The 13,958-nt window shown below is 42.3% G+C and carries 11 protein-coding genes; 5 read left to right on the top strand and 6 right to left on the bottom strand.

Annotated elements, in window-relative coordinates; translation table 11 throughout:
* Positions 1-33: 33 nt before the first annotated feature.
* A complete protein-coding gene (locus FRX45_RS13590) occupies positions 34-2,559 on the bottom strand; it encodes a ligase-associated DNA damage response DEXH box helicase (protein ID WP_152268983.1) in 2,526 nt (841 codons plus the stop codon).
* A 225-nt stretch (positions 2,560-2,784) separates the two neighbouring features.
* Between FRX45_RS13590 and FRX45_RS13585 the strand changes: the two genes are divergently transcribed.
* Together FRX45_RS13585 and FRX45_RS13580 are read left to right on the top strand one after the other, a co-directional pair.
* Complete coding sequence (locus tag FRX45_RS13585) at positions 2,785-3,348, top strand: ORF6N domain-containing protein (protein ID WP_152268982.1); 564 nt, start codon at positions 2,785-2,787, stop codon at positions 3,346-3,348.
* A gap of 2 nt (positions 3,349-3,350) precedes the next feature.
* Positions 3,351-3,749 carry a hypothetical protein gene (locus FRX45_RS13580; protein ID WP_152268981.1) on the top strand — a complete coding sequence of 133 codons (399 nt, stop codon included), beginning with the start codon at positions 3,351-3,353 and terminating at the stop codon, positions 3,747-3,749.
* A 99-nt stretch (positions 3,750-3,848) separates the two neighbouring features.
* Here FRX45_RS13580 and FRX45_RS13575 read toward each other — a convergent pair whose 3' ends face one another.
* Both FRX45_RS13575 and dxs read right to left on the bottom strand, forming a co-directional pair.
* Positions 3,849-5,969: a S9 family peptidase gene (locus tag FRX45_RS13575; protein ID WP_152268980.1), complete on the bottom strand. Its 2,121-nt coding sequence runs from the start codon at positions 5,967-5,969 to the stop codon at positions 3,849-3,851.
* A gap of 155 nt (positions 5,970-6,124) precedes the next feature.
* Positions 6,125-8,062, bottom strand: coding sequence for a 1-deoxy-D-xylulose-5-phosphate synthase (dxs, locus tag FRX45_RS13570; protein ID WP_152268979.1), 1,938 nt, complete (start codon positions 8,060-8,062; stop codon positions 6,125-6,127).
* 193 nt (positions 8,063-8,255) lie between these two features.
* On the opposite strand from dxs, the gene FRX45_RS13565 reads away from it, so the two are divergent.
* From FRX45_RS13565 to FRX45_RS13555, 3 genes are all read left to right on the top strand, one after another.
* Positions 8,256-9,308, top strand: a complete 1,053-nt coding sequence (locus tag FRX45_RS13565; protein WP_152268978.1) for a sensor histidine kinase — start codon at positions 8,256-8,258, stop codon at positions 9,306-9,308.
* 14 nt (positions 9,309-9,322) lie between these two features.
* Positions 9,323-10,066: a LytR/AlgR family response regulator transcription factor gene (locus tag FRX45_RS13560; protein ID WP_152268977.1), complete on the top strand. Its 744-nt coding sequence runs from the start codon at positions 9,323-9,325 to the stop codon at positions 10,064-10,066.
* A 169-nt stretch (positions 10,067-10,235) separates the two neighbouring features.
* Positions 10,236-11,531 carry a M28 family metallopeptidase gene (locus tag FRX45_RS13555; protein WP_152268976.1) on the top strand — a complete coding sequence of 432 codons (1,296 nt, stop codon included), beginning with the start codon at positions 10,236-10,238 and terminating at the stop codon, positions 11,529-11,531.
* Positions 11,532-11,621: 90 nt separating this feature from the next.
* On the opposite strand, the gene tsf is transcribed toward FRX45_RS13555, so the two are convergent.
* From tsf to rpsI, 3 genes are all read right to left on the bottom strand, one after another.
* Positions 11,622-12,461 carry a translation elongation factor Ts gene (gene tsf, locus FRX45_RS13550; RefSeq protein ID WP_152268975.1) on the bottom strand — a complete coding sequence of 280 codons (840 nt, stop codon included), beginning with the start codon at positions 12,459-12,461 and terminating at the stop codon, positions 11,622-11,624.
* Positions 12,462-12,510: 49 nt separating this feature from the next.
* The gene (gene rpsB / locus FRX45_RS13545) at positions 12,511-13,452 is read right to left on the bottom strand and encodes a 30S ribosomal protein S2 (protein ID WP_152268974.1); all 942 of its coding nucleotides are present in this window, start codon (positions 13,450-13,452) and stop codon (positions 12,511-12,513) included.
* 101 nt (positions 13,453-13,553) lie between these two features.
* Positions 13,554-13,943: a 30S ribosomal protein S9 gene (gene rpsI, locus FRX45_RS13540; RefSeq protein WP_152268973.1), complete on the bottom strand. Its 390-nt coding sequence runs from the start codon at positions 13,941-13,943 to the stop codon at positions 13,554-13,556.
* Positions 13,944-13,958: the final 15 nt, after the last annotated feature.

Below are 13,958 nucleotides of genomic sequence, written 5' to 3'. Positions count from 1 at the left end.
TACTGCCATGCAACGAAGTATTTTTGAACTGTATCAATCCAATTGCTGCTGCATTCTGCGCACCCTGTCTTCTAATTTTTCCGACGTAAGACTTTCCCGTAAGCTATCCACTTTAATAGGAAAACAAAAAGGAGTAAGCTGCGGAGGGAATGTGATAATAATATTGGATTGCTGTATGCGCTCCAGCATGTTGCGTAAACGCACTTCTTCCATCTGCTGATCCAATACTTCACGATAAGCCTGCTGCATAAGCACATTACCCGAATCGTATTCATTAAACACTTTAAAAAGCAGGGAAGCCGAAGACTGCAGGTGGCGTGCCTTTTTTTGCTCGCCCGGAAACCCCTGGAAGATCAGTCCCCCGATAACAGCGATATCCCTGAATTTGCGCATAGCCATTTCCGTTGCATTTACACTTCGCTGTATATCGTTTAACAGGTTATCCGGAGAAAACAATTCATATACGTTACTGTCATCTACCGGTATAGGCTGATCGCTCAGCAACTCAAAGCCATAATCATTCATCGCAAACGAAAAAGTGATGGATGTGATCCGGCTGATGCGCCAGGCCAAAATGGCGGCCATGGCTTCATGTACCAATCTCCCTTCAAAAGGAAATACAAACAGGTGGTAGCCATCCTTCGTTTCAATATGTTCAATGAGCAGTTCATTGTGTTTGGGCACATGCGATAGTTGTTCCTGCAGGTCAAACAAGGGTTTTAAAACATCTATTTCACTGTCGTTCCTCTTTGCGGTTTGTTTTTTGTGATCCGTCACAGCAGACAGGTTTGTTTTTTTCCTTCCTGCTTTATTTAATTCTTCTCTTAATTTTTTCCCCAAATTAGCCGACAAAGGCATTCTGCCGCCCTGCCAGCTTGGAACAATGGATTTTTTGGCATTGGATTTTTTTACGATTACGGTCATATCTTTTATGCCTACCAGTTCCACATTCCTGCCGGCCAGCGTAAAGACGGCTCCCGGATCCAGTCTTGATATAAACCATTCTTCAATCACCCCGATATACCCGCCCGACATAAATTTTACTTTCAGCATGGCTTCACTTACAATAGTGCCAATATGCATCCGGTGGCGCATGGCCATCCTGCGATTGGTAATGCGGTACAGTCCGTCAATGATCTCTACCTTTTTAAATTCATCGTATTGTTGCAGGGCTACTCCACCGGCGGTTATAAATTGTAATATCTGCAGCCATTCATCCCGCGTCATATCTTTATAACAATGAGTTGCCAGCACTTCCTTGTATATGATGTCCGGATCAAAACCATCTGAAACCGCTAAAGTGCAGAGGTATTGAATCAATACATCAAGGCACAGCAACATGGGTTCGCGGCTTTCAATAATATCTTCGGCTATAGCGCTTTTCAATGCCGAAGCTTCTACCAGCTCCAGCGAATGGGTAGGCAGGAAATAGATTTTACTTACCGCATCCGGCTGATGACCGCTACGGCCTGCCCGTTGTAAAAACCGCGCTACTCCTTTTGGAGAGCCTACCTGTATAACCGTTTCTACCGGCCTGAAGTCTACGCCCAAATCCAAACTTGCCGTACATACCACTGCTTTTAAAATACCGGCATGCAATGCTTCTTCTACCCATGTTCTCAATTCGGGTTCAATGCTTCCATGATGCAAAGCAATAGCACCGGCTAATTCCGGCGCTGCATTCAGCAACCCCTGGTACCAGGTTTCACTCATGCCCCTGGTATTAATGAAGATGAGCGTTGTGCGGCTTTGATCAATAATGGGAATTACTTTATCAATCAATTTTATTCCCAAATGCCCCGCCCAGGGATATTTTTCAATTTCATCGGGAAAAATAGATTCAACTTCAATATTTTTTTTCAGTTGAGCACGCACAATTACCGGCCGGGCCTGTGCCGGAAGTGAAGCATGCAATACCGCACCCGCTTCTGTAAGATTACCGATGGTAGCGGAGATGCCCCAGATGAGGGGAAAAGATGAGTGGCGAGTGGTTGCAGAACGTACAGATACCAGCCTGCTGATGGCCAGTTCTACCTGCACGCCTCTTTTGCTGCCCAGCAGCTCATGCCATTCATCCACTGCGATGATCTTTAGTGTAGCGAAAAATTCCGGATAATTTTTTTGTGCCAGCAACAGGTGCAGGCTTTCGGGCGTAATGATCAGTATTTCCGGAGGATGTTTTTTTTGCTGCTGTCGTTCAGTTGTGGGTGTATCGCCATTGCGTATGCCCACACGCCAGCGCATACCCAGCTCTGCTATCGCTTCCTCCATTGCCCTGCCTATATCCTTAGCCAGTGCACGCAAAGGCGTGATCCACACCAATTGCAGTTTATTGCCTGCCTTGCTTTTATAATCAACCGGATGCTGATTAATGAAATCTATTACAGTACCCAGGAAAACGGAAAATGTTTTGCCAAATCCGGTAGGCGCATTTACCAACCCGCTTTTGCCATTAATGATATGCTGCCAGGTTTCTTCCTGGAAGGTAAAAGGTTTGAAATGCTTTTTAGCCAACCATTCCCGTATTGCCTTATATCCTGCTGACTGATGTAGCTGCATGAAGGATGTAAATTAAAGGATATTTATTTTTAGCAGCACACCACAATTTTTATTTACATATTTTCTATATTTTCACACCTGCCTGCCGGCAACCGGGTTTCAGCGCCGGCCTATGCTTAATTCCGACTACGCAACGACATGGATAAAACCGGGAAATCTTCCGGGCCCTGAGCCGCCTAAGTCACTTTTCCGTCATCGACCCGCTTTTTAATAAAATCTTATACCATGCAGATCATCCGGAGTATACAAAACCGCATTTATGAAGTCAGGGGTGAAAAAGTAATGCTCGATTTTGACCTGTCCGCTCTTTATGAAGTGGAAACCAAAGTGTTGAACCAGTCAGTAAAGAGGAACCGTAAACGGTTTCCTGCTGATTTCATGTTTCGGCTCACTACAGTAGAATGGGAAACCATCCGGTCACAATTTGTGACCACATCCGTAGGTGCTTCTTCCATGCGGTCACAAATTGTGACCGCATCGCAAGGAAAACGAAACATCGGGGTTACTCCCTATGCCTTTACCGAACAGGGTGTTGCCATGCTCAGCGGTATATTAAATAGCGACAAAGCCATCAATATGAACATTGCTATCATGAGGGCTTTTGTAGAAATAAGAAGGATTGTTTTGCAGCAGGGCGATATAAAGGTGCAATTAAAACAAATACAGCAACGCATTGGCGAGCACGACGAACAGCTATCGGCCATTTACGACGCTATTGAAAATTTATTAGATGATAAAGCCGCACAAAAAAAATGGGAAGACCGGGATCGGATCGGCTTTAAAAAATAAAAATGAATCCATACCAGCATCTCATAAAAGCCCTGCATGCCTATCCATCCAAAGCATGGATAAACAGGTATTTTGATCTGCAGCAAAAATTGCTGCAAACCCTGGAAATTGAAAACGATGATCCAAGGATAGGACTTTCGCTGAACAAGAACGGCAGCACGCCGGTAAACCTTGGCCAGCGTTATGTGCTTAGACCGTCTCCTGATGGCTATATTGGCTGCATTGTACCCATAGATTTTGATGAAGAGATCGTAGAAGGCTTTGTAGTTTTTGAATTCAGCAGCAAAAAAATGAAAGATGCTAAATTTTTAGAACTGGACTTTGAAAAACATAAACCATTGCCTGCAATGCTATGGCAGCAAATCGGGGTACAGAAAATTCCACCAGCCGTTGTTGTATGATTTTACAATGGAACCAGCGGTGCGATATGAAATTTTAAGCGAAGTAAATATTATGGAATAACTCATTGAAAGAAGTTCATGGGAGTTATCTCTTCCCGCTTACTCCCCAATCCCTTCCAGCCTGAACAAAAATGCATATTCCAGTGCAATGTCTTTCAGGTAATCGAACCTGCCCGAAGCGCCGCCATGCCCGAAATCCATATTCGTATGCAATAAAAGAATGTTGTTGTCTGTTTTCATTACCCTGAGTTTAGCCACCCATTTTGCCGGTTCAAAATATTGTACCTGGCTATCGTGCAACCCCGTTGTTACAAGTGTGTTGGGATAATCTTTTTTTTCAACATTCTCGTAAGGAGAATAGGATTTCATATACGCATACGCTTCTGCACTCTTTTCGGGATTGCCCCATTCATCATATTCATTGGTGGTTAACGGAATGCTTGCATCGAGCATGGTATTCACTACGTCTACAAACGGCACCTGAGCAATAATGCCGTGCCATAGATCCGGGGCCATATTCATTACTGCTCCCATCAGCAAGCCGCCGGCGCTGCCACCCTGTGCATACAGGTGCTCTGTAGAAGTGAAGTTTTCTTTGATCAAATACTCTGCGCAATCAATAAAATCAGTAAACGTATTTTTCTTTTTCATCATTTTTCCATCCTCATACCATTGCCTTCCCATTTCCTGCCCACCGCGGATATGCGCTATGGCAAATGCAAAACCGCGGTTGAGCAAACTGAGCCGGTTACTGCTAAATGTGGCATTCATACTATTGCCATAGGATCCGTAGCCATATAGCAATAATGGCGCTTTTCCGTCTTTCACAAATCCCCGTTTATATACAATAGAAACAGGAATCTTAGATCCGTCCCTTGCTGCAGCGTATAACCTTTCTGTAGTATAGTCTTTAGTATCATATCCACCCACTACTTCCTGTTGTTTCATCAGCTTCTTTTCTTTGGTATCCATATTGTAATCATAAGTAGTATTGGGAGTTACCAGGGAAGTATAGCTATACCGCAGGGTTGAAGTATTAAATTCAGGATTGGAACCCACAGCAGCGCTGTAGGCCGGTTCTCCAAAATCAATATAATATTCCTGCGCTGATGAAATATTGCGTATGCGCAACTGTGTCAACCCGTTTTTACGTTCAGTAACAACCAGGTGATCTTTAAATACATCAATATCTTCAAGCAATACATCGGAACGGTGCGGTATAACATCCATCCACGCACTGCTGTCTGTTTTGTTCAGGGAACATTCCATGAGCCTGAAATTCTTCGCGTTTAAATTGGTAACGATATAGAATTTATCCCCCAGTTCATGTACCTCATACAATACTTCCTTCATGCGGGGTTGAAATATTGTGAACGCAGCATCGGGTTCATCAGCCTTAATAAAACGCATTTCCGCCGACAGTGTAGCCTCTGAAACAATAAATATAAATTTGCCGGATTTCGTTTTTTCCACACCAATATAATTCGTGGGATCTTTTTCTTCGTACACCGTTATATCCTCTTCTTCCCTCGTATTTAATTTGTGCCGCCTTATTTTTTCGGTAAGCAACGTAGCGGGATTGTTAAGCGTGTAAAACAACGTTTTGTTATCATTGGCCCAGGTGGAACCACCAGTAGTTCCTTTTATTGATTCTTTAAACAGTTCCCCGGTTTCTAAATTCTTTATATAAATAGTATACTGCCGGCGCGATACGGTATCTGTCCCAAAAGCCAGCAGCTTATTGTCTTCACTTACATTAAATCCTGTAGCAGCATAATACGGGTGAGCTTTTGCCAATTCATCCACATCCAATAGAATTTCTTCAGGCGCTTCAAGGCTTCCTTTTTTCCGGCAATATTTATAGTATTGTTTCCCATCATCTGTGCGGATATAATAGAAGTACCCGTTTTTAAAAACAGGAACAGATTCATCTTTTTCCTTTATCCTGCTCTTCATTTCCTCATACAATTTTTCCCTGAAGATCTTCGACCCGCTCATCATGGTATCGAGGTAAGCATTTTCTTCTTTTAAATAACTTACCACTTCAGTACTATCGGGGCCCTTTTTAAAATAATCAACCATCCAGTAATAATTATCGGTTACTGTATCGCCATGGATAATACGTTGATGTTCTTTAATTGCAGCCACCGGAGGTTTAATATCCTTGTTCCACATAAAGGATTCTTTTTCGTCTTTTATTTGTGTATTGCATGCAGTCATAAAAATGCATATAGTAAAAATGAAGGTTGTAAAACAGGTTCTCATATATCTTTTTGAAGTGATCTGGATTACAAAAATGAAAACAATTACAGGCAGGATTCTGAATGGCGGCATTCAGAACAACCAACATAAACCCGTTATCTGTAAAAGGAATTTTAAAGAATAGATTTGTGTATGACAGAATGCTGCCCCTCATTCATCATTTCCCGTACAGCAGCGGCTATAGCAGGGGCATCATATCCACATTCTTTTTGTAACTCCTTAGGAGTGCCCTGTTCTATCACATGATCGGGCATTCCTAATATTTTCACTTCGGCCCCGTAGTGATGCATTGCCATAAATTCCAGAACGGCGCTTCCAAAGCCACCTTGTACAGTACCATCTTCAACGGTAATTACTTTATCGAACTTAGCGAATACTTCATGAAGCAAATTTTCATCCAGAGGTTTGGCAAAGCGCATATCATAATGCGCCGGGTTCAGCTCTTCCGTTCTTAATTCGCGTATGGCTGCGGCCGCAAAATTTCCCGGATGACCGAATGACAATATAGCAATCCGTTCGCCGTCTTTTAATTTTCTTCCTGTTCCCGGCTTAATTTCTTTCATCTCGGTTTTCCATACAGGCATAACACCTTCACCACGGGGATAGCGGATAACGAAAGGATGCACAGTAGTGTCTAACTGCGCAGTATACATCAGGTTACGCAATTCACTTTCATTCATGGGGGCGCTTACAATCATATTGGGAATGCAGCGCATATAGGCTATATCGTATGCCCCATGATGCGTGGCGCCATCTTCACCAACCAATCCGGCACGATCAAGGCAAAAAACAACAGGCAGATCCTGGATAGCTACATCGTGTACTACCTGGTCATAAGCCCTTTGCATAAAGGAAGAATAGATATTGCAAAACACCTTCATACCCTGGGTAGCCATGCCTGCACTTAAGGTTACCGCATGCTGCTCGCAGATACCAACATCAAAAGCACGGTCCGGCATTTTGTCCATCATAAATTTTAATGACGACCCCGAAGGCATTGCAGGTGTTACCCCCAGTATTTTATTGTTTTTTTCGGCCAGCTCAATTATGGTATGTCCAAAAACATCCTGGTATTTAGGGGGTTGCGGAAGATCGAATTTCTTTTTATATATTTCACCGGTTATCTTATCGAACAGTCCCGGCGCATGCCATTTGGTTTGATCTTTTTCGGCAAGCGAATATCCTTTTCCTTTAACCGTAAGTATATGCAATAGCTTGGGACCTGGAATTTTTTTAAGATCCTGCAAAACATCCACCAGCTTGGTAATATTATGCCCGTCTATAGGCCCAAAATACCGGAGGTTCAGTGCTTCGAAAAGATTGCTGCTTTTGCTTACAAATCCTTTAATACTGTGTTCCAGCTTGCTGGCCATTTCCCTGGTAAAACGTTTGCCCACCGGTAATTTGCCCAAGGCATTCCAGATGTCGTCTTTTAATTTATTATAGGTACGCGAAGTGGTAATATCGGTAAGGTATTCTTTTAACGCTCCCACATTCTGGTCAATGCTCATACAGTTGTCGTTGAGAATGATGAGCATATCTGCATCTGCCACACCGGCATGATTCATTCCTTCAAAAGCAAGACCGGCAGTCATTGCGCCATCCCCGATAACAGCTACCGATTTGCGATCCTCCCCCTTGTATTTAGCTGCCATTGCCATGCCCAGCGCAGCAGAAATAGAAGTAGAAGAATGGCCTACTCCAAAACTGTCGTACTGGCTTTCGGCGCGTCTTGGAAACCCGCTAAGTCCTTTGTATTTGCGGTTGGTATAAAAATTATCTCTTCTGCCCGTTAAAATTTTATGGCCGTAAGCCTGGTGACCTACATCCCATACCAACTGGTCGTAAGGCGTGTTAAACACATAATGGAGGGCAACAGTAAGCTCTACAACACCCAAACTGGCCCCAAAATGTCCGCCATGCGTACTTACCACATCAATAATATATTGACGGAGTTCGCTGCACACCTGGTGCAATTGTTCCCTGCTTAGCTTTTTGAGATCTTTCGGATCGGTGATCTGTTGTAAAAGAGGCCCTGGTGTTATATCCATGTAAAAACATCTTAAATCAACAACAAAAGTAAGATATAAATGCTTTTTTAGTAAAGTATTTATTGGCTTATTACGACTTGAAAATCAATAAATAACCAAATTTATTTGAATTTATGTCCGCCGTTAACCCGCATTTTTCACCACTAGTAATACAATATTTTTGACAGGAAGCAGAAATGTTTAGATTTGATATATGCTATCTAAAATATCAAGATACTGGTGGTGCCAGATTTGTGGCTGGGGGATGTTTGCGCTTATTAATATCTTTTTTGCTTATACCTACGATAAAACAATATCAGAGAAACTAATTATCCGTCTTTTGATCGCTTTGTCATTGGGGATACCCATTACCCATATGTTGCGCAATGTTATCATCAAACGCAACTGGTTGGTATTGCCTATTGAAAAATTAGTTCCGCGGCTTTTTATCTGCATCATTATAGCCAGCTTTATTTACTCGCTCAGTTTACTTACCTTTTTTGAACTGTTTAACCTGTCTGAAATAGATCCCAAAAAGAAAGTGGCTTTCATCAATAAACTGGTGCTAAGAACTTTTGACAGTTCCCTTATTTTAATGGTGTGGGTATTGATTTATTATGTATACCATTTTTTCCAGAAAAATAAAAAGCAGGAAGTAGATACTTTTCGCCTGCAGTCGCTGGTAAAAGAGCTGGAACTAAAAACCATTAAATCGCATATCAACCCGCATTTCATTTTCAATTCGCTTAATAGCATCAGGGCTTTGGTTGATGAAAATCCACAAAGGGCCCGGCGGGCTATTACTGAACTGAGCAATATTTTGCGCAGCAGCATGCAAACAGAAAAATTAGAGACCGTTCCCCTGGAGCAGGAATTAAGTATAGTGAGAGATTATCTTGCCCTGGAACAAATGCGCTTTGAAGAAAGATTGAAAGTGCAGTTTAATATTGATGAAGATACGCTGGACCAACCTATACCGCCCATGATGCTGCAAACGCTTGCGGAAAACGCCATCAAACATGGCATTAGCAAACAGGTACATGGCGGGGTGGTAACCATTATTTCGGATTTTATAGACAACCGTCACGAACTAATCATCCGCAACAGCGGATTTTTAAATGGTCATGCAGGGCAAATGGGGTTTGGGCTGCAAAGTACGCAGGACCGTCTGAATCTTTTATTTGGCACAAGGGCTACGTTTGAGATCAAAGATATACCGGGTAATATGGTAGAGGCCAAAGTGATAATGCCTGTACATAACCGATAGTTAAATTATACATTATGACAAAAAGAGCCATTATTATTGACGATGAAAGATTGGCCAGAACTGAATTAAAAAAACTATTGCAGGATCACCCTGAAATAGAAGTAATAGCCGAAGCCGCCAATGCCAATGAGGGTATAGAAAAGATTGAGCATATGGCTCCCGACCTTGTATTCCTTGATATTCAAATGCCGGGTAAAACAGGTTTTGATTTGTTAACTGAATTAGACAGATTACCACAGGTAATATTTACTACAGCATACGATGAATACGCCCTGAAAGCTTTTGAGGTGAACGCATTAGATTATTTGCTGAAACCGGTTGAGCCCAAACGGCTGGCAGATGCACTGCATAAACTGGAATATATTGAGGAAAAAGAAGCGCTCACCTCTTCATTAGGCGTTCAGGGGGTAAACAGGGGCATTTTGGGCGAAAATGACCAGGTATTTGTAAAAGATGGCGAAAGATGCTGGTTTGTAAAATTGAATGAAATACGGCTGTTTGAAAGTGTGGGCAATTATGCCAAAGTATTTTTCAGCACACACAAGCCACTCATCTTAAAATCACTCAATGCATTAGAAGAACGATTGGATGAAAAAGTTTTTTTTCGCGCCAACCGTAAACATATTGTAAATCTGCGCATGATAGAAAGAGTGGAACCTTATTTTAATGGTGGATTACTGCTTGAAATTAAAGGAGGAGAAAAAATTGAGGTAAGCCGCCGCCAGGCCGTGAAGTTTAAAGAAATGATGAGCCTGTAGAAGTCTGTTGTTTATCGTTTTTAGTTTATCGTTGGGTTTTGTTTCGGGAAGAGGTTACAGGTTACAAGTTACAGGGAGCATTCGTTTCGGTTTGCATTTCCCTTCGAATTTCGGGTTTTGTTTATTTTCGTGGTTTAATTCCTCTTATTTAAAAATTCCCCTTTAAAGTATGAAGAAGTTTTATGTATCAGTAATTATACTGCTCACAAGTGTGTATGTATCCGCACAAAAAATTGACAGGATCATTACCGTTAAAAAAGTCAGCAAAATAGAAAAAACCTTATCGGCTGATGATATGGAGGGGCGTGCTATATTTACACCCGGTATTGACAAGGCAGCAGCATATATCGCAAAAGCATTTAAGAAAGCAGGCTTGCAACCCCCACCTTCCTCAACAAATTTTTTCCAGGAATTTACTTTGATTGAAGCCAAACAAACGACCGCATCCGGCACAGTAAATAGCAGCCATATGGATAGCAGTCATATCATTGCTTTTACATCCAAAGAAACATTGTCGGTAACACAGGATTCGGGGTATGAAAATGTACAAATCAATGCAGGAGATAAACTATTCAATACTGCGTATGGCTATATTACGTCCGGGAAAAATTATGTGGTATGGGTGGATACTGCACATGCTAAGAATTTTTTTAACCTGCTGCGGCTCAAAAGAGAAAGCTTCAGGTCGGACAACAGTGTGCTGTTTGTGTTAACGGAACAGGAACCCGTTGAATATTCGTTTTCTATTCAGCACCGGATAACAGAAAAGAAACTGAAAAATGTAGTGGGCATTTTACCGGGAAAAAACCGGTCTGCCGAAAAGGAAGAGTATGTAATATTTTCCGGGCATTATGATCACCTGGGCATAGGCCAACCCGATGCAAAAGGTGACTCGGTATTCAACGGTGCAAATGATGATGCTGCAGGTATAACGGCGGTGATTATGCTGGCAAAATATTTTAAAAAGGTAAATAACAACGAACGCACACTTGTGTTTGCCGCATTTACGGCGGAAGAAAGCGGTGGTTTTGGATCGCAGTATTTTTCTAAGCAGTTTGAACCAGATAAGGTAACCGCAATGTTCAATATTGAAATGATTGGCACTGAAAGTAAGTGGGGTGCCAATTCTGCTTATATAACCGGTTATGAAAAAACGGACATGGGTAAGATTTTAGAAAAAAATCTTGAAGGCACCGCTTTTAAATTTTACCAGGATCCTTACCCCGACCAGCAATTGTTTTACCGTTCGGATAATGCTACACTGGCCAGGCTCGGCGTTCCTGCACATACTGTCTCCACTTCAAAAATGGACAGCGAGCCTTATTATCATACACCCGGCGATGAGTTTTCAACACTTGATATTAAAAATATGACGGAAATTATTAAAGCTATTGCGCTAAGCTCAGCAAGCATTGTAAATGGAACAGATACGCCTTCGCGGGTAGATACCAAACAACTGAGATAGGGTACATTAAACGATCAGGCGGTATAAGTACTAAAAAAATCCCGGCAAAAAAAATTTGCCGGGATCCCTATACGATAAGTTGAAATACGATTATCCTAAAGCTACTCTTTTAAAATCAATAACTTTCAACCCGCTGTCAACACTGGTGAGGTAATCGCCAACAGTTTTTCCATTATCTTTTACAAATGCCTGGGCAGTTAAAGTATTTTCTTTAAAAAAAGCATTAAGTTTTCCGTCTGCAATTTTATCAATCATTGCATCGGGCTTACCTGCCATTTTAGGATCATTTTTAATTTGTTCCGTTACAATTGCTTTTTCACGTGCTATTATATCGGCCGATACAGAATCGGGGTCTACAGCCACGGGGTTCATGGCAGCAATTTGCATAGCCACATCCTTACCGGCATCTGCCGCTTCTTTGCTTAACCCCACCAGCACACCAATGCGATAAGCGCCATGAATATAGGAAGCAACATAAGGCGCATCTAAACGCTCAAATTTGCTGATACCGATTTTTTCACCAATGCTGGCCAATTTATCATTTACCAGGTCGGCAATTTTAGCACCATCAATAGCAACATTATTCAGTTCATCAGCACTTTTTACATTATGCTGTATGGCAGCGTCTGCTATACTTTGCGCAAAAGCCACAAAATCCGCATTCTTACTTACAAAATCCGTTTCACTGCTTATGCAAACAGCAATACCTGTCTTATTATCAGCCGTAGTTTGAGCAATTACCACGCCTTCTTTCGCTTCACGGTCGCCACGAAGAGCGGCCACTTTTGCTCCTTTTTTGCGTAACCAGTCAATCGCTTCTTCAAAATCACCATTGGTTTCAGTTAATGCCTTACGGCAATCCATCATACCCGCGCCAGTCATTTGACGCAGCTTATTAATATCTGCTGCTGTAATTGTTATTGTTGACATATCGGACAATAATTTTAATTAAGAATAAAATTGAGATAGTACATGTGTGCTATCTGCCACCGCCACCACCCGGGGGGCGTCTGCCTGGTCCACCAGGTCCGCCGGTTGTACGTCTTCTTTGCCCACCGGGAGCGCCTCCCCTGTTACCGCCACCACCGGGGCGATTTGCACCTGGTCCGGGACGGCTTCCCGGAGTTCTGCCACCTCTTTCTTTATCTGCACCGCCGGCCTCATCTATATCCATCCTCGGGCCTTTGTCCACAACTTCTTCTTCTGTTTCTTCTTCAGCTTTCTCGTTCTGGCGTTCGGCCAAGCCCTCGGCGATGGCCGCAACAATATAATTGGTTATTATAGCAATAGATTTTGTTGCATCATCATTTGAAGGAATCGCAAAATCCACTTTATTAGGATCGCAGTTGGTATCTACCATACCAAAAGTAGCAACGCCCAGGCGTTTGGCTTCGGCAAGCGCTATGTGTTCATGGCCAATATCAATGATAAACAGGGCCGCCGGAACCCGTCCTAACTGTGCGATACCACCCAGCACCTTTTCCATTTTTTCTTTATCACGGCTAAGGGTTAATCTTTCCTTTTTGGTAATGCTGTCAAAAGTGCCGTCGTTCAGCATCTTTTCAATGCTTTGCATTTTCTTTACACTTTTGCGCACTGTATTAAAGTTGGTAAGCATACCACCCAGCCACCTTTCAGTAACGAAAGGCATATTTACCCGCTTTGCGCAATCGGTAACAATTTCCTTTGCCTGTTTTTTGGTGCCTACAAACATTATTTTTTTACCACTTTTGGCAATACTTTTTAATGCAGCAGCAGTTTCCTGCAGGTTTTCAACTGTTTTATTCAGGTCAATAATATGAATGCCTTTTTTTTCAGCAAAGATGTAAGGCAGCATCTTTGGATTCCACTTCTTACGCAGGTGACCAAAATGAACACCGGCTTCGAGGAGTTGTTGTTGAAGGGAAGTATTATTTTCCATTTATCTGATTTTAAAATTTGAAAACCTGCCAGCCGGCAGGCTGATGTGCTAATCTGAAAACTTTTGAAAATTTCCGATATCCCTTTGCGGGAAATAAAGGACTAACGTTTGCTGAACTGGAAGCTCTTCCTGGCTTTTTTCTTACCAAACTTCTTGCGTTCAACACCTCTTGGGTCGCGCATAAGCAATCCGGCAGCCTTTAATGCAGGACGATAATCTGCACTCACCTCCAGCAAAGCGCGTGCAATACCCAGCTTTGCAGCTTCGGCCTGGCCTTTAACACCCCCGCCTGAAGCATTAATTTTAATATCAAACTTATCTAATCCCTCAACGGTTTTTAAAGGAAGCTCAACCTTGTTTTGAAGGTAGATCAGGGAAAAATATTGCTTATAGTCTTTGTCATTTACAATGATCTTCCCGTCTCCTTTTGAAAGAAAAACCCGGGTCACTGCTTCTTTACGACGACCAACGCCATTTTTTTGCTTTTCCATTTATTTTAAGCTTTA

It is taken from the genome of Agriterribacter humi (assembly GCF_009192765.1).
In the GTDB taxonomy this organism is placed as follows: Bacteria; Bacteroidota; Bacteroidia; order Chitinophagales; family Chitinophagaceae; genus Agriterribacter; species Agriterribacter humi.
The sequence above is the reverse complement of the archived record's forward strand: the minus strand, read 5'-3'. Positions and strand labels throughout refer to the sequence as shown.

What these genes read in the sequence shown, in the direction of transcription:
- FRX45_RS13590 (WP_152268983.1), bottom strand. Translation starts at nt 2,559, where the DNA reads ATGCAGCTACATCAGTCAGCAGGATATAAGGCAATACGGGAATGGTTG.
- FRX45_RS13585 (WP_152268982.1), top strand. Translation starts at nt 2,785, where the DNA reads ATGCAGATCATCCGGAGTATACAAAACCGCATTTATGAAGTCAGGGGT.
- FRX45_RS13580 (WP_152268981.1), top strand. Translation starts at nt 3,351, where the DNA reads ATGAATCCATACCAGCATCTCATAAAAGCCCTGCATGCCTATCCATCC.
- FRX45_RS13575 (WP_152268980.1), bottom strand. Translation starts at nt 5,969, where the DNA reads ATGACTGCATGCAATACACAAATAAAAGACGAAAAAGAATCCTTTATG.
- dxs (WP_152268979.1), bottom strand. Translation starts at nt 8,062, where the DNA reads ATGGATATAACACCAGGGCCTCTTTTACAACAGATCACCGATCCGAAA.
- FRX45_RS13565 (WP_152268978.1), top strand. Translation starts at nt 8,256, where the DNA reads ATGCTATCTAAAATATCAAGATACTGGTGGTGCCAGATTTGTGGCTGG.
- FRX45_RS13560 (WP_152268977.1), top strand. Translation starts at nt 9,323, where the DNA reads ATGACAAAAAGAGCCATTATTATTGACGATGAAAGATTGGCCAGAACT.
- FRX45_RS13555 (WP_152268976.1), top strand. Translation starts at nt 10,236, where the DNA reads ATGAAGAAGTTTTATGTATCAGTAATTATACTGCTCACAAGTGTGTAT.
- tsf (WP_152268975.1), bottom strand. Translation starts at nt 12,461, where the DNA reads ATGTCAACAATAACAATTACAGCAGCAGATATTAATAAGCTGCGTCAA.
- rpsB (WP_152268974.1), bottom strand. Translation starts at nt 13,452, where the DNA reads ATGGAAAATAATACTTCCCTTCAACAACAACTCCTCGAAGCCGGTGTT.
- rpsI (WP_152268973.1), bottom strand. Translation starts at nt 13,943, where the DNA reads ATGGAAAAGCAAAAAAATGGCGTTGGTCGTCGTAAAGAAGCAGTGACC.